The organism is Brucella sp. 22210, from assembly GCF_052045675.1.
Taxonomy (GTDB): Bacteria; Pseudomonadota; Alphaproteobacteria; order Rhizobiales; family Rhizobiaceae; genus Brucella.
Map to the genome: position 1 here is coordinate 151,348 of NZ_JBQEPD010000001.1, position 19,235 is coordinate 170,582.

Consider the following 19,235-nt stretch of genomic DNA (forward strand, 5'->3'; position numbering starts at 1 on the left):
ATGCTTTCCTGATCAGAACAGCGCCTTCAACTCGTCCAACTTGGAGTTGACCAGCCAGCCGTAGTAATTTTCCTGCGGCATTTGCGGGTCGGAACGCCCTGCATTCTCGTTTGCGAGTGCGCGGGCGCGGGCATCGGCACCACCGGTATTATAGAGCGTGGCGGTCAGGCCCGGATTTTTGGAAATATCGAAACCGGCAATCTGGCGATAGGAGTTGATTGACTGTTTCAGCGTCGCTGCGATGTAAGGCAGCGTCAGATCCGGGTCCATGATGGTCTTGTAGACGGCGCTGCCGTCTTCCGCATCAAGCTTCGGCAGACCGGAAACGCGGTTCACCATGTCGGTCATCTGCAACGCGGTCAGCGGATTGATCTGGCCGAGGCCAAATGTCTGCCCACCATAGAAAGGCTGGAAGAAAACGGCACTGAAGCGGTTGTTCGGATAGGAATTGCCGCCCACCGACTTGCCCCGGAACGTCTTGTTCCAGACCGTTTCACGGCATGACCACAGCGAATAGCTGTCCTTGAATTTCAGGCAGTCAGCGAATTCGGGGCGCTTGATGAACTGCCCGATGCTTTCGCCATTATAACCGAAGCTCACGCCCTGATTCACATAGGACATGGCTTTCACATAATAGGTCTGGAGCCGGTCATAGACATCGACATTATAGGTATGCTCACCGACAATCGCGCCGACAATATGAATGGGATCAATGCCATAGGCGGCGGCGGTCGAACGGATCTTCGAGCGCAACGAGGCGTCCTTCTTCAGAAGATTATAGATCTTCTGGTACTTCTTCTCATAGGTGGTGCTCAGTTCCCGCGTGCGCTTGGCGGAAGCGCCGGGAATAGGTGGCTGTTCCGCATTGCGGTTGCCGGGCGGCACGACTGTCACAGCATAGGCGCTCTGGCTCGCGAGCATGAAGGCCAGGGTAACACCAGCAACAGTGGAAACCGGTTTTGCATTGGAAATGGCGCGGAAACAAAAGCCAGCAATGCGGTTCAGTGTACTGTTGCTCATCATTGTGCGGAAGCGGCCCTGATATGGTAAATGGATCGTGAAATTGTGGGCAAAATAGAAACCCCCCCGACGCAAGTCGAGGGGTTTCTTTATTGAGGCATGAAAGCGACAGCGGCCGTGGCTTTCGGGTCACTTAGCACTACAGTTGCTTTCTTCGTGATGCCGGTCTGCAACGAGCAATTTCCTGCGCGCCGGTGCTCGAAATTCACTCGTTTCGCCACGGCCTGACGAATTTGCAACTGTAGTGTCAGTTGTCGCGGTTTACAGAATGAAGCGCGACAAGTCGGTGTTCTTGGACAGAGCACCCACCTTTTCCTTCACATAGTTCGCGTCGACGGTGAAGGTCGCGCCGGTTTTATCCGGGGCAGTGAACGAAATCTCGTCCAGAACCTTTTCCATCACCGTCTGCAAGCGACGAGCGCCGATGTTTTCGACGGTCGCATTCAGATCGACTGCAATATCGGCAAGAGCGTCAATGGCGTCGTCGGTGAAGGAAAGCGTCACCTCTTCCGTCTGCATCAAGGAAATATACTGCTTGATCAGGCTAGCCTCCGTTTCCGTGAGGATACGGCGGAAGTCTTCGCGCGTCAGAGCGGAAAGCTCGACGCGGATCGGCAGACGGCCCTGCAATTCCGGCAGAAGATCGGACGGCTTCGACACATGGAACGCACCCGAGGTGATGAACAGGATATGATCCGTCTTCACCGGTCCGTATTTGGTTGCAACCGTGGTGCCTTCGACGAGCGGCAGCAGATCGCGCTGCACGCCTTCGCGTGAAACGCCAGCACCGCCTCCGCCTTCGCGAGAGGCGATCTTGTCGATCTCATCGATGAACACGATGCCTTCGTCCTCGGTGACGCGCAGCGCTTCCTGCACGATCTGGTCCTGATCGAGCAGCTTGTCGGATTCATCATTGACGAGGATTGCATAGGAATCCTTCACCGTGGTCTTGCGCGTTTTGGTGCGCCCGCCCATGGCCTTGCCCAGCATGTCCGACAGGTTGAGCACGCCGATGTTCGCGCCCGGCATGCCGGGAATCTCGAAATTTGAGTTCGATCCGGTATCGGCGACCTCGACCTCGATTTCCTTGTCGTCCAGCTCGCCGTTGCGCAGCTTCTTGCGGAAACTGTCGCGGGTAGCGGGGCTTGCCGTCTTGCCGACCAAAGCTTCGAGAACGCGTTCCTCGGCATTGAGATGCGCCTTGGCCTTCACGTCGTCGCGGCGCTTTTCACGCACGAGGGCGATGGCGACTTCAACGAGGTCACGGATGATCTGTTCAACGTCGCGACCGACATAGCCCACTTCGGTGAACTTGGTGGCTTCGACCTTGACGAAAGGCGCGCCCGCAAGCTTGGCAAGGCGGCGCGAGATTTCTGTCTTGCCGACGCCGGTCGGTCCGATCATCAGGATGTTCTTCGGCATGACCTCTTCGCGCATCTGCCCTTCGAGCTGCTGGCGGCGCCAGCGATTGCGCAAGGCGATGGCTACGGCGCGCTTGGCGTCGTTCTGGCCGATGATGAACCGGTCAAGTTCCGAAACGATTTCACGGGGAGAGAAATTACTCATTTTACAACCCACTTTGCCACTGCTTGATGAACTCGAACGGATGCAGCAGCATGATCACGTTGAGCGTAAGATTGTCGCGAATGACGATCAGCGCCAGAATTTCAAAAAAGAGCGCGATGGCGACGGTGATTTTGGTTGGCAGCTTTGCGGCGATCAGAAAGCCGAGCGCAGCGGCGAGCGTATCGGAAACCGAATTCACGATGCTGTCGCCGAAATAGTCCACCGAGGACGTATTGGCGCGATAGCGCTCGATGATGAAGTTCGAGTTTTCGACCAGTTCCCAGACCGCTTCGATGCCGACCGCAGCCGCAAGTCTCAAGCCGAGCGGGGCTTTGGGCGCGATGACCGTGAACAGCCAGTAGAACAGAAAGCCATGGATGATATGCGACAGCGTGTACCAGTCGGCTATATGCTGTGAATTCTCCGATTTCAGAGAACCCGACCATAGTTTTATGGTGCCGCAGTCGCACATGGCGATCCGCCCGTCTAGGTGCAGCCAAGTGGCTTGCACCGCGATGATGGCAATCACGATCAGGACGCCCAGGCCCCAGCGTTGTCCACTCGGTTTGGTGACCTGCGCGAGCCAGCTCATTCTGCGTCCAGGCTTTCCACGAGGATATTGTGGTTGGTGTAGATGCAGATATCGGCTGCGATCTCCATCGCCTTGCGGGCGATCTCTTCTGCCGACTTGTCGGTGTCGATCAGCGCACGGGCCGCAGCCAGCGCATAATTGCCGCCCGAACCGATGGCCATGACGCCATGTTCAGGCTCAAGCACGTCGCCAGTGCCGGTAAGCGCCAGTGTCACCTTGCTGTCGGCGACAAGCATCATGGCTTCGAGCTTGCGCAGATAACGGTCGGTACGCCAGTCCTTGGCGAGTTCGACCGAGGCTCGCATCAGCTGGTCGGGATATTGCTCCAGCTTGGCTTCGAGGCGCTCCAGAAGGGTGAAGGCGTCGGCGGTTGCGCCGGCGAAACCGGCAATGACATTGCCCTTGCCGATGCGGCGAACCTTGCGCGCATTGCCCTTCATGACGGTATTACCGAGCGAGACCTGGCCGTCGCCTGCAATCACGACCTTGCCGTTCTTGCGGACGGTCACGATGGTCGTGCCGTAAATCGTTGTGGGATTGTGTTCGATCATGGATGCTCCTTTGGCGGCTCATGCAATCCCGGACGGCGATCCCACAAGCCCCTTCATCTGAGGGTGAACCGCTTCAGCCGGTCATTTTGCCGGATGAATCGCGTTTCAATGTGGATATTTAAGAACAGCCCCCTGAATTGCAAATACTGAATTGCAAATGCCGAATTGCGGCTTGCCGGATTGGCAAAAGCATTTGGCAAAGCGGGCAAGCTGTTCTAGAACGCCTCCAGTACCCCAATGAGGATCGCTTATGACTGCTGAAAGCACCCGCAAGGCAAGTATCGAACGCTCCACGAAAGAGACGAGCATTGCCGTTTCTGTTGATGTGGATGGCGTCGGCAAGTTCGACATCACAACCGGTGTCGGCTTCTTCGATCACATGCTCGAGCAGCTTTCGCGACATTCGCTCATCGATATGCGCGTCATGGCCAAGGGCGACCTGCATATCGATGATCACCACACGGTTGAAGATACCGGCATTGCGCTCGGTCAAGCCATCGCCAAAGCCTTGGGCGAACGCCGCGGCATCGTGCGCTATGCCTCGCTCGATCTCGCCATGGACGACACGCTGACCGGAGCGGCGGTCGACGTGTCTGGCCGCGCTTATCTGGTGTGGAACGTCAATTTCCCGGCAGCCAAGATCGGCACCTTCGATACCGAGCTTGTGCGTGAGTTCTTCCAGGCTTTTGCGATGAATGCAGGCATCACGCTGCATATCAACAACCACTATGGCGCCAATAACCACCATATTGCCGAGTCGATCTTCAAGGCGGTGGCCCGGGTTCTGCGCACGGCGCTGGAAACCGATCCGCGCCAGAAGGATGCAATCCCCTCCACCAAGGGGTCGCTGAAGGGATAATTCATGGCCCAGTTCGTCGTTCTGGAACCAACCGAAGCTTCTTCAAAAAAGAAGCGCGTCGGGACGAGCGTTGAACATTCCGTGTTCGTGCGCGACGGATTCCATGTGGTGGCGCTGGTTCTGCCCTTTGTCTGGCTTGCGACGCAGCGCCTCTGGTTCGAGGCCTTCGCCGTTCTCGGCGTCACGTTTCTGCTCGGTTTTGTCGGGAGTTACTTCGGCATTGCCGATGCGGTTCCCCTGCTGACACTGATCGTTTCGCTGTTCGTGGCCTTTGAAGGCCCGAACTGGAAAATCGCGAAACTGAAGCGTCAGGGCTATATCGAACGGGCGGCAATCGACGCCAGCGATCTCGACGAGGCGGAAATCCGTTATTTCTTCGGGCGCACAACGTCTGACACCACTATCGCGGAAAAGCCTGCCCTTGCATTGGATCCGGTCACGGCCAATCGATGGGACAAGGCGTCACCGCGTCCCACTTATTCCTCTACTGGCTCCACGATCGGATTCGTGGGTCATCGCGGAGAAAACTGAAAATGCGTGTTGCGATAATCGACTATGGTTCCGGCAATCTTCGCTCGGCCACCAAGGCCTTTGAGCGTGCCGCCCGTGAAAGCGGCATCAATGCCGAAATCGAACTGACGGCAGATGCCGCGCGGGTGGCGTCTGCCGACCGTGTGGTGCTGCCGGGCGTTGGCGCTTATGCCGATTGCCGTGCTGGTCTCCATGCCGTGTCGGGCATGGTTGAAGCGCTTGATGAGGTTGTCATCAAGAAGGCCCATCCGTTTCTCGGTATCTGCGTCGGCATGCAGCTCATGTCTGAGCGCGGATTGGAAAAGACAGTGACCGAAGGCCTCGGCTGGATTGCGGGCGATGTGCGCGAAATGACGCCGTCTGACCCGACATTGAAGATTCCACAGATCGGCTGGAATCGGATTCACGTGAAACAATCGCATCAGGCGCATCCGATTTTCCACGGAATCGAGACCGGCGAGAACGGCTTGCACGCCTATTTCGTCCATTCCTATATGTTCGACGCGAAGAAGGCGGACGAGGTTCTGGCCGTGACGGATTATGGTGGTGACGTTACTGCCGCTGTCGGTCGCGACAATATGGTGGGAACCCAGTTCCACCCGGAAAAGAGCCAGCTGCTCGGCCTTTCGCTCATTGCCAATTTCCTGAAATGGAAGCCTTGAAGACATGATCCTTTTTCCCGCCATCGATTTGAAAGACGGTCAATGTGTGCGCCTGAAGCTCGGCGACATGGATCAGGCCACCGTCTACAACACCGATCCCGCCGCGCAGGCCAAAGCCTTTGAAGATCAGGGCTTTGAATGGCTGCATGTGGTCGATCTCAACGGCGCATTTGCGGGCGAAAGCGTCAATGGCGCTGCGGTCGAAGCAATCCTGAAAGCCACCAAGAACCCGGTGCAGCTGGGTGGCGGCATTCGCACGCTACAGCACATTGAAAGCTGGCTTTCCAAGGGGCTGCGCCGTGTCATTCTCGGCACGGTCGCCGTGCGCGACCCGGCGCTGGTGATCGAAGCCTGCAAGGCTTTTCCGGGACAGGTCGCGGTTGGCATCGACGCTAAGGGCGGCAAGGTCGCCGTTGAAGGCTGGGCCGAAGCCTCTCAGCTTGGCGTGGTCGAACTTGCGAAGAAGTTCGAAGGCGCTGGCGTTGCCGCCATCATCTATACAGACATTGATCGTGATGGCGTACTGGCTGGCATCAACTGGGAATCGACGCTGGCTCTTGCCGAGGCGGTTTCCATTCCGGTGATCGCATCGGGCGGTCTTGCTTCGATGGACGACATCAAGCGTCTGGCTGCGCCGGATGCGCGCAAGCTCGAAGGCGCGATTTCGGGCCGTGCGCTTTATGACGGTCGCATCGATCCAGCTGAAGCGCTGTCATTGTTGAGGGCCACAGCATGACTTTGAAAGCACGCGTAATTCCCTGTCTCGATGTGAAGGATGGCCGCGTCGTCAAGGGCGTCAACTTTGTCGATCTGATCGATGCGGGCGATCCGGTGGAAGCTGCCCGCGCCTATGATGCGGCGGGAGCAGACGAATTGTGCTTCCTCGACATCACGGCGTCCTCGGACAATCGCGAGACAATTTTCGATGTAGTGGCCCGGACGGCAGAACAGTGCTTCATGCCGCTAACCGTCGGTGGCGGTGTGCGTCAGGTTGCCGATATCCGCAAACTGCTTCTGGCTGGCGCCGACAAGGTGTCGATCAACACGGCAGCGGTGAAGACTCCGGAATTCGTTGCCGAGGCGGCAGACAAGTTCGGCAATCAGTGCATTGTCGTTGCCATCGACGCCAAGAAGGTTTCGGGCGAAGGCGAAGCGGATCGTTGGGAAATCTTCACCCATGGCGGTCGCCAGACGACCGGCATCGATGCGGTGGAGTTCGCCCGCAAGGTGGTCGATCTGGGTGCAGGCGAAATCCTGCTCACCTCGATGGATCGCGATGGCACGAAGGCCGGTTACGATGTGGCGCTGACCCGTGCTGTGGCTGACAGCGTGCGCGTGCCGGTGATCGCCTCGGGCGGCGTGGGCAATCTGGATCACATGGTGGCCGGTATCCGCGACGGCCATGCGACGGCGGTGCTGGCTGCTTCGATCTTCCACTTCGGCACCTATTCGATCGGCGAAGCGAAGCGCTATATGGCCGAAGCCGGCATTCCGATGCGGCTCGATCCGGTTCGCTGAACAAAGAATATAAATGACGGGAGGAACCCCGATGAGCCAGTTTACGCTCGCAGACCTTGAACGCATCGTGGCCGAACGCGCCAGCGTGACTGACGGATCGTCCTATACGGCAAGCCTTGTCGCCAGAGGCCCGAACAAGGCCTCGCAGAAACTGGGCGAAGAAGCCGTGGAAACGGTGATTGCTGCTGTTTCCGGCGACCGCGCAGGCGTGGTTTCCGAAAGCGCCGATCTGCTTTATCACCTGATGGTGGTCTGGAAAATTGCCGGTGTGCCGCTCGAAGAGGTTCTCCAGGAACTCGACCGCCGCACAGGCCAGACCGGCCTTGAAGAAAAGGCCGCTCGCCCGAAGGCGTGATCCTGCAAAGGATCGCGCTGAATAGAAGGCCAGAGAGACGACAGTTCATGTGGGAAAAAGTGGATCAGCTCACCCCTTCCAGATATTCGCCCTACCGCTTTTTCTCGGCAGAGGAATGGGCCGGCTTTCGCGCGGATACCCCCCTCACCTTGACCTATGAAGAGGTCAAACGGTTGCGTTCGCTCGGCGATCCCATCGATCTTGATGAGGTCCGTCGCATCTATCTGTCGCTGTCGCGGCTGCTTTATGCGCATGTCGAGGCAAGCCAGCTTCTGTTTCGCCAGCGCCAGCAATTCCTCAATATGGAGGAATCCTTCAAGACGCCCTTCATCATCGGCGTTGCCGGTTCGGTGGCCGTGGGCAAGTCCACGACAGCGCGTATCCTGAAAGAACTGCTCGCCCGCTGGCCTTCCAGCCCGAAGGTCGATCTGGTGACGACGGACGGTTTCCTTTATCCGAATGCTGTTCTGCGCGAGCAGAACATGATGGAGCGCAAGGGCTTTCCGGAAAGCTACGATATCGGCGCTGTTCTGCGCTTCTTGTCGGCGATCAAGGCGGGCATGAGCCATGTGCGCGCGCCGCTTTATTCGCATCTGAGCTACGATGTGTTGCCGAATGACTATCAGGGCGTCGACAAGCCGGACATTCTGATTTTCGAGGGCATCAATGTCCTTCAGGTGCGCGATCTGCCTGAAGACGGCAAGATGGTGCCCTTCGTGTCGGATTTCTTCGACTTCTCGATCTATATCGATGCCGATCCGGAACTGATCCATAAATGGTATATTGACCGTTTCATGCGCTTGCGCGAAACGGCCTTCCGCGATCCGCAATCCTTCTTCCATCGCTATTCGCAGCTTTCGGAAGATGCGGCACGCTCCATCGGCGAAGGCCTGTGGCAGAATATCAATCTGCGCAATCTCAATGAGAATATCCTGCCGACCCGACCGCGCGCGGACCTGATCCTGCGCAAGGGCAGCGATCATCTGATCGAAGAGGTTGCACTCAGGAAGATATGAAAAGAGGCCGGGGGAACCCGGCCTCTTTGCTAGAGCATTTCCGGCAAAAGTGCGAAGCGCCTACGCGGGGAAATCAGTCCACTGGACTGATTTCTGATCCCGCTTCGATGCGTCGGATAATGCGTGAAAACAAATAGATCAGCGCCCGAGATTGGTGCGGGCGAGTTCGACGATTTCATCGCCGCGCCCGTTGATGATGGCTTTCAGCATATAGAGGCTGAACCCCTTCGCCTGCTCAGCCTTGATCTTCGGCGGCATCACAAGCTCCTGCTTTGCCGTGACCACATCGACCAGAACCGGTCCCTTGTGATCGAAAGCCTGTTGCAGCGCCCCCGGCAGGTCGGCGGATTCTTCCACCCGGATACCCTTGATGCCAATGGCTTCTGCCATGGCGGCAAAGTTTGGATTGTCCAGATCGGTGCCTGTGCTGAGATAGCCGCCCGCTTTCATTTCCATGGCGACGAAGCCGAGCGAGCCATTATTATAGACGATGATTTTCACCGGCAGTTTCAGCTGCGTGAGGGATAGAAAATCGCCCATCATCATGGTGAAGCCGCCATCCCCGGACAGGGAGACGACCTGCCTGTCCGGGGATGCGGCCTGCGCGCCAAGTGCTTGCAGCATGGCATTGGCCATGGAGCCGTGATTGAACGAGCCGAGCAGACGGCGCTTTCCATTCATCTTGAGATAACGCGCCGCCCAGACGGTGGGCGTTCCGACATCGGCGGTGAAAATGGCATCATCCTTCGCAGCCTGATCGATCAGACGCGTGAGATATTGCGGATGAATGGCCTGTCCCGCCTTTGAGGGCTGGGCGAGATCGTCCAGATCCTTGCGCGCTTTGACATAATGCGCCTTGGCGGAATTCAGGAAGGTGGCGCTGCGGTTCGATTTCAGTTTGGGCAACAGGGCGTTGGCGGCTTCTTTCACATCGCTGACGACGCCAAGCGTGATCGGCGCGCGACGGCCAAGCTGGGATGGATCGCGATCGATCTGAACCACTTTCGCTTTTTCGGGATAGAAATTCCGATACGGAAAACTGGTACCCAACATCAAGAGTGTGTCGCAATTCAGCATGGCGTGGTAGCCGGATGAAAATCCGATCAGGCCGGTCATGCCGACATCGTTGGGATTGTCCCACTCAATATGCTCCTTGCCGCGCAGCGCATGCACCACAGGCGCGGCGAGACGGTCGGCAAGCGCCACCACGGCATCATGCGCACCGGCGCAGCCGCTCCCAGCGAGGATTGTGATCTTTTCGGAGCTGTTCAGAAGATCGGCAAGCTGCCCGATATCATCATCGGACGGGATGATCCGCGGCTGCGCGACTTGGACCCAGGCTTTCGCCGCCGGTTCGTCGATCTGTTTCAGCGCAACATCACCCGGCAGGACGATGACGGCCACACCCTGCTGTCCCACCGCTGCACGCATGGCGCGGTGCAGCACTTCCGGCATCTGGGCGGGATTGGAGACAAGCTCGACGAAATGGCTGCATTCGCGGAACAGTTCCTGCGGATGCGTTTCCTGAAAATAGTCGAGGCCGATTTCCGACGACGGGATATGGGCGGCGATGGCCAGAACGGGCGTGCGATTGCGCTGGCAGTCGAAAAGACCGTTGATGAGGTGAAGGTTACCGGGGCCGCAGCTGCCGGCACAGACAGCCAGCTGACCTGTAACGGCTGCTTCCGCGCCAGCGGCGAAAGCGGCGGTCTCTTCGTGACGGACATGCATCCACTCAATCTTGCCAAGGCGGCGCAGGCTGTCATTCAGCCCATTCAGACTATCGCCGGTCACACCCCATATGCGCCGGACTCCGGCTTGAGCGAGGGTTTCGGCCAAAAGGTCTGCAACAGTCATGCTCATAATATCACCTCATTGAAACTCCCGTCTTCAAACTAGGGCGTCAATGAGGAGATGGTAGCGGTAATTTCAGCGNCCGCCGAAAGAATGCATCAAGCGTGATGAAAACAGCTCTACGCGGTGCAATCGGTGATGAAACGCGCCAGATAGGCGTCGAAAACCGCTGGTGTTTCACGAAAAGGTGCGTGACCCGCATTGTCGATGACGTGGGTTTTGCCTTCCCAGAGATTGCCGAAACGGACGTTCGAGACGAAGTCGAGTTCAACGAAAGGTTCGTCACGCCCGTTGACCACGGCGATGGGAAGCTTTGCTTCGGCAGCGATGTCGCGCTGATTGCCACCAGTTCCGGCAGCAAATTTCTCAAACATGATGCGGCGTGCGCGACCATCAGTGCGGGCCACGATATCAAGCAGCGAGGGTTCAAACGGTTCGCCGCAGGTGCTGCGGGCATAGGATTCGACATCGCGTGCGGAAAACACTTCCTGCCCGGCCAGTGCCATGTCGGGGCCGCTTTTGAAGCCCTGCCCCACTTCCTCGCGGGCGACCGGCGGCGTGCCGGTGATCATCAGTCCGCGCATGCCGGGATAGCGCGAAATCATCTCAAGGCCGATATGGCCGCCGAGCGACCAGCCGAACACCACCGCATCGGAAATGCCAAGCTTTTCGAGCACTTCGGTCATGGCATCGGCATAGCCTTCCATGGAATAGCTGCGGTCGGGATCGATGGCGTCGCCTGACTGGCCGTGGCCGGGCAGATCGGGCGCAATCACGCGCCACTTCTTGCCGATCTCACCTTCGAGCTGGTTCTGAAAAATCGCGCTCGCGCTCGAATTGCCATGGATCATCAGCAGAGGCGCGCCCTCGCCTGCGCTTTCGCGCACCGCAATTTTGCCATGGCTGGTTTCGAGGTGGTGGAGTTTCGTGGTCATGCGTTTCCCCTGCTCTTACGGTCTTTTCGGGATTGGAATTCAGGTCCGGAGGCGGTGCTTCAGTCGAAGGAAACCTTGCCGCGCCCTTTTTTGATATCCGCGCGGCCTGATTTTGCTTTCAGGCGGCGCTCGACGGAGCCTTTGGTGGGCCTGGTCTTCTTGCGCGGCGGCGGTGGCGGCTCGGCGGCTTTGGCGATCAGGGCGATCAGCCGTTCGCGGGCGTCTTCGCGATTGCGCTCCTGCGTGCGGAAGCGATTGGCTTCGATGAGAATGTCACCGTCCTTGGTGCCTTTCTGACCGGCCAGCTTGAAGAGGCGCGTGAGAATATCTTCCGGCAATCCCGATTGCGCGGCGTGAAAGCGCAGCTGCACCGCCGTCGAAACCTTGTTGACGTTTTGTCCACCGGGACCGGAGGCGCGAATGAAGCTTTCCTCCAGATCGTCCTCGCGGATCGTCAGGCGGTTGGTGATGCGGATGATGTTCCGGTTCTCTTCCATAAGAGAACGCATACACGCTTCGCTTCAGTTGGACAAAAGAAAACCCGGCGCACGCATGCCCCCCCAAAAATGCGAAGGGTTTTGGGACAAGGGCATGCGCAGAAAAGCTGCACCCGCCAAAGCGGGGAACCGGATTGAGGGCAAAAGAAAGCCCGGCGCGCTGGCCGGGCTCTCTCCCTCCTCAGTATTCTGGCCTCAGTATCTCTGAGCGATTTTATTCGGCAGCGACGCGGATTGCCGGTGCTGCGTCCTTGACCTCGTGGTCGACGTGGCGTTCGAACTTCTCGAAGTTCGTGACGAACATATCGACCAGCTTCTTGGCCTGTGCGTCATAGGCAGCCTTGTCGGTCCAGGTCGAGCGCGGATCGAGAATGGACGTATCCACACCCGGCACTTCAACCGGAACGGCGAAACCGAAATTCGGATCGATGCGGAATTCCGCATTGTTCAGCGAGCCATCAAGAGCCGCAGCCAGAAGCGCGCGGGTTGCCTTGATCGGCATGCGCTTGCCGGTGCCATAGGCGCCGCCGGTCCAGCCGGTGTTGACCAGCCAGCAATCGACCTTGTGTTCGGCGATCAGCTGGCGCAGCAGATTGCCGTATTCCGACGGATGACGCGGCATGAACGGTGCGCCGAAGCAGGTCGAGAAGGTTGCTTCCGGTTCGGTGACGCCCTTTTCAGTGCCAGCAACCTTTGCCGTGTAACCGGACAGGAAGTGGTACATGGCCTGTGCCGGGGTCAGCTTGGCGATTGGAGGCATCACGCCGAAAGCATCGGCGGTGAGCATGATGATGTTCTTCGGCTGACCGCCCTTGCCCGTCTTCGATGCATTCGGGATGAAATCGAGCGGATAGGCGCAACGGGTGTTTTCGGTCAGCGAACCATCGTCGAAATCCGGTTGGCGGTTGGCGTCGAGAACGACATTTTCCAGCACAGTGCCGAAACGCTGTGTCGTGGCATAGATTTCCGGCTCTGCTTCGGCGGAAAGACGGATGGTCTTGGCATAGCAGCCGCCTTCGAAGTTGAAGATGCCATGCTCGCCCCAGCCGTGCTCGTCGTCGCCGATCAGCGTGCGCGTCGGGTCAGCGGAAAGCGTGGTCTTGCCCGTGCCGGACAGGCCGAAGAAGACGGCGGTGTCGCCGTTCGGGCCTTCATTGGCCGAGCAATGCATCGGCATCACGCCCTTGGCAGGCAGGAGATAGTTGAGCGCGGTGAAAACCGACTTCTTCATTTCACCGGCGTAGGACGTGCCGCCGATCAGCACGATCTTACGGGTCAGATCGACCGCGATCACCGTTTCGGTGCGCACGCCATAACGTTCCGGATCGGCCTTGAAGGACGGCAGATCGATGATCGTCATTTCCGGCACATAGGAAGCAAGCTCTTCCTGGGCCGGGCGGATCAGCAGATTACGAATGAACAGCGAGTGCCAGGCATATTCGGTGACGATGCGGGCGTTGATCTTGTTGTCGGCATCAGCGCCGCCGATGAGGTCCTGAACGAAAAGCTCCTTGCCCTTCGCATGCTCAATGAAATCGGCATAGAGAAGCTCGAAGGCTTCCGGCGTGATCGGCTTGTTGTTGTCCCACCAGACCTGATCTTCGGTATTGGCGTCGCGGACCACGAACTTGTCCTTCGGCGAACGACCGGTGTGCTGGCCGGTGCGGGCGACAAGCGCGCCCTGTGCGGTCAGTTCGGCTTCGCCACGGCGGATGGTTTCCTCATAGAGCCGGGCAGGCCCGAGGTTATAAAAGACTGCGGAGAGTTCCTTCAGTCCCGAAGTGGCAATGGAAGCGGCCGTATTGTGAATGCCGGTCTCTCTCATGGTGTCTCCGCCATTTGGTTTGACAAATTAATCTGGCCTCCGTTTTTCCGTTCTCGGAGGAGTGGGGAGTCAGAAACAGATTAATTGCGGCAATTCAAATATTTAATCGGTTTAAAAATTTTGAATTTTTTTTAAATCGTTTAATTATTGCGTTTTCGCGTGTATTATTTGTGGAATACAATCTGAGCGAGTATTAACCAAAGAATGATTCGCCAAAGCGTGTTTCGCGGCTTCTTACAGGGCCGCCACATTTTGTACCTAATTTGTACTGCACAAGCTGCATCACTATAATAGTATCGATGTGCAAATCAGGCGCTCGATTTTCGAACCGCCCTCCAGCCGGTTGCGCCGGGTGGAATGCCAGATGGTCAATGCTCCAATGGGATGCATGCCCTGGCAAAACATGAAGGAGAAGGGTCCGCATGAAGGAAGCCTCGGCAACGCAGACAATTGCGCTGGTCGACGATGACCGTAACATTCTGACCTCCGTTTCCATTGCGCTGGAGTCGGAAGGCTATCGGGTTGAAACCTACACCGACGGCGCTTCCGCTCTTGATGGTCTGATGGCGCGTCCGCCAAATCTCGCGATCTTCGATATCAAGATGCCGCGTATGGATGGCATGGAGCTTCTGCGCCGCCTGCGTCAGAAGTCCGATCTCCCGGTCATCTTCCTGACCTCGAAGGACGACGAGATCGACGAACTCTTCGGTCTCAAGATGGGCGCCGACGATTTCATCACCAAGCCGTTTTCGCAGCGTCTGCTGGTGGAGCGCGTGAAGGCTGTTTTGCGCCGCGTCGCTGCGCGCGACGGTACGGCCAAGCCTGCGGGCCAGCCATCCAAGTCGCTGGAACGCGGTCAGCTGGTGATGGATCAGGAACGCCACACCTGCACCTGGAAGGGCGAGCCCGTCACGCTGACGGTCACCGAGTTCCTCATCCTGCATTCGCTGGCACAGCGCCCCGGCGTCGTGAAAAGCCGTGACGCCTTGATGGATGCGGCCTATGATGAGCAGGTCTATGTGGATGATCGCACCATCGACAGCCACATCAAGCGCCTTCGCAAGAAGTTCAAGGTGGTTGACGACGACTTCGAGATGATCGAAACGCTCTATGGCGTCGGCTATCGCTTCCGCGAGGCTTGATGCATATGATTATCAATGCCGGGTGCGATATCCCGGCATTGGTCAGGAATATTTGACGCATATCCTATCCGAAAACCGTTCACACTTTTCGGGATGTGCTCTAGCACGAGTAACCTAAGCGAGATGGTCGCAGAGACCCAGAACGAAGGCCTTGCAGGCCAGAAAACGAGTTTGCAAGCGAACTTGCGTGAGCGCAGAGCGCGGCGACAGCGCTCGGTGTTCTGGCGTCGCCTGTTTGCGCCCTTTCGCAAGTTTCTCGGTCAATATCTCTTTTCGAGCCTGACGCGCCGCATCCTGTTCCTCAACCTTGCGGCCCTCGGCGTTCTCGTCTCCGGCATTCTCTATATGAACCAGTTCCGCGAGGGGCTGATCGACGCGAAGGTGGAAAGCCTTCTCACTCAGGGCAAGATCATCGCTGCGGCGATTTCTGCCTCGGCAACGGTCGATACCAACTCGCTGATGGTCGATCCGGAAAAGCTTCTGGAGCTGCAGGCCGGGCAAAGCCTGACCCCCTCGCCCGATTCTCCCGATAATTGGGAATTCCCGATCAATCCTGAAAAGGTTTCCCCGCTGTTGCGCCGGTTGATTTCGCCGACCAGCACGCGTGCGCGTATCTATGATCGCTACGCCAATATGCTGCTGGATTCGCGCGCGCTCTATTCGCCGAGTTTCCCGTCGTCCGGGCCGGTGCTGCGCTATGATCTGCCGCCCATCGAGGAAGAAAAGCCCAGTGTTTGGGAGCGTTTCAGCCGATGGTTCACCAGCTTCTTCTTTGGCGGTGGCTTGCCGGTCTATCAGGAACAGCCGGGCGGTAACGGTCTTGCCTTCCCAGAGATCGTCAAGGCGCTGACGGGTTCCCCGCAAACGGCGCAGCGGCGAAACGAGAAAGGCGAACTCGTGGTTTCTGTGGCGGTTCCTGTCCAGCGTTCGCGTGCCATTCTCGGTGTGCTGCTGCTGTCGACCGAAGGTGACGATATCGACAAGATCGTGCAGGGCGAGCGCATGGCGGTCTTCCGCGTGTTCGGCGTCGTCGCGCTGGTCATGGTGATCCTGTCGCTCTTTCTCGCATCGACCATCGCAAGCCCGCTGCGCAAATTGTCGGCTGCAGCGGATCGTGTCCGCCATGGCGTCAAGAACCGTGTCGAAATTCCCGATTTCTCGGAACGTCAGGACGAAGTGGGCCACCTCTCCACCTCCATCCGCGAGATGACGGATTCGCTCTATACACGCATCGAAGCCATTGAAAGCTTCGCCGCTGATGTCAGTCACGAGCTGAAGAACCCCCTCACCTCGCTCCGCAGTGCAGTCGAGACCCTGCCGCTCGCCAAGTCGGAGGAATCGCGCAAACGTCTGCTCGACATAATCCAACACGATGTGCGCCGTCTGGACCGACTGATCACCGATATTTCGGATGCTTCCCGTCTCGATGCCGAACTGGCGCGCGAACATATCGACCGCGTGGATATGAAGACGCTGCTCACCAATCTTGTGACTGCTGCGCGCGAAGTGCGCCGCAACAAGATCGGCACAGAAATCGTCTTCAATACAGGCAAGCTGCCCGCAGGCAAAAAGGCGTTTTACGTCGCGGGCCATGATCTGCGGCTCGGTCAGGTGGTGAGCAACCTCATTGAAAATGCACGCTCCTTCGTACCGGACGATACGGGTCGTATCGTGGTGACGTTGCAGGGAGAAGGCAGCCGTCTGCGTGTTCTGGTCGAAGATAACGGACCGGGCATCCCCATCGAGAATATCGAACGAATTTTCGAGCGTTTCTATACGGATCGCCCGGCTTCGGAGGCTTTCGGACAGAATTCCGGCCTTGGTCTGTCGATCAGCCGCCAGATCATCGAAGCGCATGGTGGCACGCTGACAGCCGAGAACATTGTCGATCCGGCCAAGCCGGATGAATTCAGGGGCGCTCGCTTCATCGTCGATCTTCCGGCCAGCACATGACCCCGGAAGAAGCCAAGAGCGGTCTGCATGCCACCACCGTGCAATTGCGCGGAAAGGGCGTGATGATCATGGGTCGCTCGGGCGCGGGCAAGACTGAACTCGCACTGACACTTATCGAGCGGGCTTCCCTTCGCGGTGAACAGGCTTTTCTGGTCAGCGATGATCGCACGATGCTGCGGGCTGACGACAATCGTCTCATCGCCAGCGCTCCCGCTTCGCTGGCGGGTGGTGTGGAGATTCGCGGCGCGGGCCTGTTCAGAGTGCCTTTTGTCGCCAGTGCGACGCTTGATCTGGTGATCTGGCTTGTGGCCCGCGACGAGGCGGAACGCTATCCCGGCGGTGGAAGCTGGAGTTTTGAAGCTATCGATCTGCCGCGGCTGCTTTTGCCGTCCCTGTCGTCAAATGGCGATTCCAACGCGCTGTCGCGCGCGATCGAGGCGACTTTATTCTACGAACCATGGTCGCCGGAGAATCGCTGAGCCGATGATGGTTTCGATTCGATGAAGATTTCACACCGCTGCGGCATTTTGCTTTTTTCAAGGCGGGGTAGAGATTTTTCACTTGCTATAAGGATTTGCCCTGCCAAGATGCACAACTCGCCGGCATGGTTCCGGCTGCAGTACGATCCTTAAAACGGAACAGGTTTTTTGGAGTGATCGTACTGGAACAAAGCAGGTGCCATCTGATCATCTGGCGGGGTGATGCGGCGGGCGCGCGACGGGAGCTTTTATAGTATGATCGGACTCGTGCTTGTTACGCACGGAAGGCTGGCCGAAGAGTTTCTTCATGCCGTTGAGCATGTGGTAGGCCCGCAGGATAATTTCGAAACCGTATGCATCGGTGCGGAAGATGACATGGAGCAGCGTCGGCGGGATATCGTCGAAGCTGTTGAACGCGCCGAAAATGGCAGCGGCGTCATCATCCTGACCGACATGTTCGGTGGAACTCCCTCCAATCTGGCCATTTCGGTCATGCAGGAAGGCAAGATTGAAGTCATCGCAGGCGTCAATCTGCCGATGCTGATCAAGCTTTCGAGCGTGCGGGTCGGGGGCGATATCAAGACTGCGCTTCGCGAGGCGCAGGATGCGGGGCGCAAATATATCAATGTCGCAAGTCAGGTTCTGACAGGAAAGTAATATATGCCGTCCAGCGTCACCCTTACTGGCGAATATGATCCCGAAACTGCCATTTCCCGGTCGCTTGAGATCGTGAACAAGCGCGGGCTGCATGCCCGCGCCTCCGCCAAGTTCGTCCAGCTCGTCGATGGCTACGATGCGCATGTCCGCGTTTCCAAGGACGGCATGACCGTTGGCGGCACTTCCATCATGGGGCTGATGATGCTGGCCGCCTCGCCCGGCTGCTGCATCGAGGTCAGCGCCTCCGGTGAACAGGCCGAAACCGTGCTCAATGCCTTGCAGGTACTGATTGCCGACAAGTTCGGCGAGGAATGCTGACCCCATTGGGCAGCCTTGCCGCGCCTGTCGCGGTGTTTGACGCAGGCATTGGAAGCTACGCGCTGGTCGAGCTGATCAGACGCCGACAGCCCCAGCGTGACATCATCTATTTTGCAGATCGGGCGCGTTTTCCCTATGGCGGGAAAACGCGAAGCGAACTGTTGTCCATTATGCGCAGCACAATCGACTATTTGATCGGTCTCGGTGCGGAGAGCGTCGTTCTGGCGTCCAATGCCCCGTCGATCATGGTGCTGGACGAATTGAAAGATCAGTTCGCTGTTCCAGTCTATGGGGTTGCGCCACCCGTTCGGGAGGCGATTGCAGCCAGCCGCAGTGGCCATGTTGCGGTCATGGGCGTGCGTTCGATGATTGAGAGCGCTGAACTCAGCGCTTTTGTGCATACCCAAGCGACTGGATCGGCCGAGGTTAGTCTCATCAATGCCTCTCCCATGGTCGAGCTTGTGGAAAGCGGTCTGTTTCTGTCAGACCCGGCAAGCACCGCCGAAGACGTTGCCCGCTTCTGCGATGTGATTGTGGCGAAGCATCCGCACATCGATGTTCTGACTTTGTCGAGTACGCATCTGCCCTGGCTGCGACCGTTCTTCGAGAAAGCGCGTCCCGATTGGCTGTTTCTCGATCCGGCGGATAGCGTCGTTTCGGCCCTTCCCTCCTCGCAAGGCGGCTCCGGGCAGACCGTAGCGCTGGTGACCGAGAACACGGCCTATACGGCGTCGGACTTCCGCAGAATGCTGGAAGTTCTTGGGATCAATCTCGATTTGACCGTGGTGGAACCGGCAATCGGCTAATTGTTCGATATGCACGTATAAAGATTTGTTTATATGAAGTTGTGCTTCGGCCCGCGATCTGCTAGTCAAAGCGGCAGCCGGAGCGGCCTTTATCGATGA

Annotated in this window: 21 protein-coding genes; 13 read left to right on the forward strand and 8 right to left on the reverse strand. The window is 57.9% G+C overall.

Translation table 11 applies throughout. The annotated features are described in order from the left end of the window. Positions 1–12: 12 nt before the first annotated feature. From ACTJKP_RS00755 to hslV, 4 genes are all read right to left on the reverse strand, one after another. Positions 13–1,020, reverse strand: a complete 1,008-nt coding sequence (locus ACTJKP_RS00755) for a DUF1402 family protein (protein ID WP_151588788.1) — start codon at positions 1,018–1,020, stop codon at positions 13–15. A gap of 261 nt (positions 1,021–1,281) precedes the next feature. Further along, on the reverse strand, positions 1,282–2,586 hold the full coding sequence (gene hslU / locus ACTJKP_RS00760; protein WP_078337635.1) for an ATP-dependent protease ATPase subunit HslU: 1,305 nt from the start codon (positions 2,584–2,586) through the stop codon (positions 1,282–1,284). 1 nt (position 2,587) lies between these two features. Then, positions 2,588–3,178, reverse strand: coding sequence for a DUF2585 domain-containing protein (locus ACTJKP_RS00765; RefSeq protein ID WP_440629367.1), 591 nt, complete (start codon positions 3,176–3,178; stop codon positions 2,588–2,590). Next, entirely contained in the window at positions 3,175–3,729 is a 555-nt protein-coding gene (gene hslV / locus ACTJKP_RS00770; protein WP_078337637.1) for an ATP-dependent protease subunit HslV, read from the reverse strand. The genes ACTJKP_RS00765 and hslV overlap by 4 nt, the downstream gene beginning before the upstream one ends. A 250-nt stretch (positions 3,730–3,979) precedes the next feature. Between hslV and hisB the strand changes: the two genes are divergently transcribed. Genes hisB through coaA form a run of 7 tightly spaced genes read left to right on the forward strand, consistent with a single transcriptional unit; the run spans position 3,980 to position 8,670 of the window. Next, positions 3,980–4,588, forward strand: a complete 609-nt coding sequence (hisB, locus tag ACTJKP_RS00775) for an imidazoleglycerol-phosphate dehydratase HisB (RefSeq protein WP_078337638.1) — start codon at positions 3,980–3,982, stop codon at positions 4,586–4,588. A gap of 3 nt (positions 4,589–4,591) precedes the next feature. Continuing rightward, positions 4,592–5,119: a DUF2628 domain-containing protein gene (locus ACTJKP_RS00780; protein WP_440629368.1), complete on the forward strand. Its 528-nt coding sequence runs from the start codon at positions 4,592–4,594 to the stop codon at positions 5,117–5,119. Between the two features lie 2 nt (positions 5,120–5,121). Next, a complete protein-coding gene (gene hisH, locus ACTJKP_RS00785; protein ID WP_078337640.1) occupies positions 5,122–5,781 on the forward strand; it encodes an imidazole glycerol phosphate synthase subunit HisH in 660 nt (219 codons plus the stop codon). 4 nt (positions 5,782–5,785) lie between these two features. Then, positions 5,786–6,517, forward strand: a complete 732-nt coding sequence (hisA, locus tag ACTJKP_RS00790; RefSeq protein WP_440629369.1) for a 1-(5-phosphoribosyl)-5-[(5-phosphoribosylamino)methylideneamino]imidazole-4-carboxamide isomerase — start codon at positions 5,786–5,788, stop codon at positions 6,515–6,517. Beyond that, positions 6,514–7,299 carry an imidazole glycerol phosphate synthase subunit HisF gene (gene hisF / locus ACTJKP_RS00795; protein ID WP_440629370.1) on the forward strand — a complete coding sequence of 262 codons (786 nt, stop codon included), beginning with the start codon at positions 6,514–6,516 and terminating at the stop codon, positions 7,297–7,299. Before hisA ends, hisF begins: the two co-directional genes overlap by 4 nt. 31 nt (positions 7,300–7,330) lie before the next feature. Next, entirely contained in the window at positions 7,331–7,654 is a 324-nt protein-coding gene (locus ACTJKP_RS00800) for a phosphoribosyl-ATP diphosphatase (protein ID WP_078337643.1), read from the forward strand. A 47-nt stretch (positions 7,655–7,701) separates the two neighbouring features. After that, a complete protein-coding gene (gene coaA / locus ACTJKP_RS00805; protein ID WP_078337644.1) occupies positions 7,702–8,670 on the forward strand; it encodes a type I pantothenate kinase in 969 nt (322 codons plus the stop codon). A gap of 138 nt (positions 8,671–8,808) precedes the next feature. Here the strand turns inward: coaA and poxB are convergent, their stop codons facing one another. The 4 genes from poxB to ACTJKP_RS00825 all read right to left on the reverse strand — a co-directional run bounded on the left by poxB (position 8,809) and on the right by ACTJKP_RS00825 (position 13,781). Continuing rightward, positions 8,809–10,533 (reverse strand): ubiquinone-dependent pyruvate dehydrogenase, encoded by a 1,725-nt coding sequence (gene poxB, locus ACTJKP_RS00810; protein ID WP_440629371.1) that lies wholly within the window; start codon positions 10,531–10,533, stop codon positions 8,809–8,811. A 110-nt stretch (positions 10,534–10,643) separates the two neighbouring features. Then, positions 10,644–11,459 (reverse strand): alpha/beta fold hydrolase, encoded by an 816-nt coding sequence (locus ACTJKP_RS00815; protein ID WP_440629372.1) that lies wholly within the window; start codon positions 11,457–11,459, stop codon positions 10,644–10,646. A 59-nt stretch (positions 11,460–11,518) separates the two neighbouring features. After that, complete coding sequence (arfB, locus tag ACTJKP_RS00820) at positions 11,519–11,968, reverse strand: alternative ribosome rescue aminoacyl-tRNA hydrolase ArfB (protein WP_171058694.1); 450 nt, start codon at positions 11,966–11,968, stop codon at positions 11,519–11,521. Positions 11,969–12,170: 202 nt separating this feature from the next. After that, positions 12,171–13,781: a phosphoenolpyruvate carboxykinase gene (locus ACTJKP_RS00825; RefSeq protein ID WP_440629373.1), complete on the reverse strand. Its 1,611-nt coding sequence runs from the start codon at positions 13,779–13,781 to the stop codon at positions 12,171–12,173. Positions 13,782–14,203: 422 nt separating this feature from the next. Between ACTJKP_RS00825 and ACTJKP_RS00830 the strand changes: the two genes are divergently transcribed. The 6 genes from ACTJKP_RS00830 (at position 14,204) to ACTJKP_RS00855 (ending at position 19,136) form a co-directional block, all read left to right on the forward strand. Beyond that, on the forward strand, positions 14,204–14,923 hold the full coding sequence (locus ACTJKP_RS00830; protein WP_078337648.1) for a response regulator transcription factor: 720 nt from the start codon (positions 14,204–14,206) through the stop codon (positions 14,921–14,923). Between the two features lie 123 nt (positions 14,924–15,046). Continuing rightward, positions 15,047–16,876: a stimulus-sensing domain-containing protein gene (locus tag ACTJKP_RS00835; RefSeq protein WP_078337649.1), complete on the forward strand. Its 1,830-nt coding sequence runs from the start codon at positions 15,047–15,049 to the stop codon at positions 16,874–16,876. Next, positions 16,873–17,355 carry an HPr kinase/phosphorylase gene (locus ACTJKP_RS00840; protein WP_440629374.1) on the forward strand — a complete coding sequence of 161 codons (483 nt, stop codon included), beginning with the start codon at positions 16,873–16,875 and terminating at the stop codon, positions 17,353–17,355. Before ACTJKP_RS00835 ends, ACTJKP_RS00840 begins: the two co-directional genes overlap by 4 nt. Before the next feature lie 255 nt (positions 17,356–17,610). Then, a complete protein-coding gene (locus ACTJKP_RS00845) occupies positions 17,611–18,012 on the forward strand; it encodes a PTS sugar transporter subunit IIA (protein ID WP_078337651.1) in 402 nt (133 codons plus the stop codon). Between the two features lie 3 nt (positions 18,013–18,015). Then, positions 18,016–18,330 (forward strand): HPr family phosphocarrier protein, encoded by a 315-nt coding sequence (locus ACTJKP_RS00850; protein WP_078337652.1) that lies wholly within the window; start codon positions 18,016–18,018, stop codon positions 18,328–18,330. Beyond that, on the forward strand, positions 18,324–19,136 hold the full coding sequence (locus tag ACTJKP_RS00855) for a glutamate racemase (RefSeq protein WP_440629375.1): 813 nt from the start codon (positions 18,324–18,326) through the stop codon (positions 19,134–19,136). The genes ACTJKP_RS00850 and ACTJKP_RS00855 overlap by 7 nt, the downstream gene beginning before the upstream one ends. The last annotated feature ends 99 nt before the right edge of the window (positions 19,137–19,235 follow it).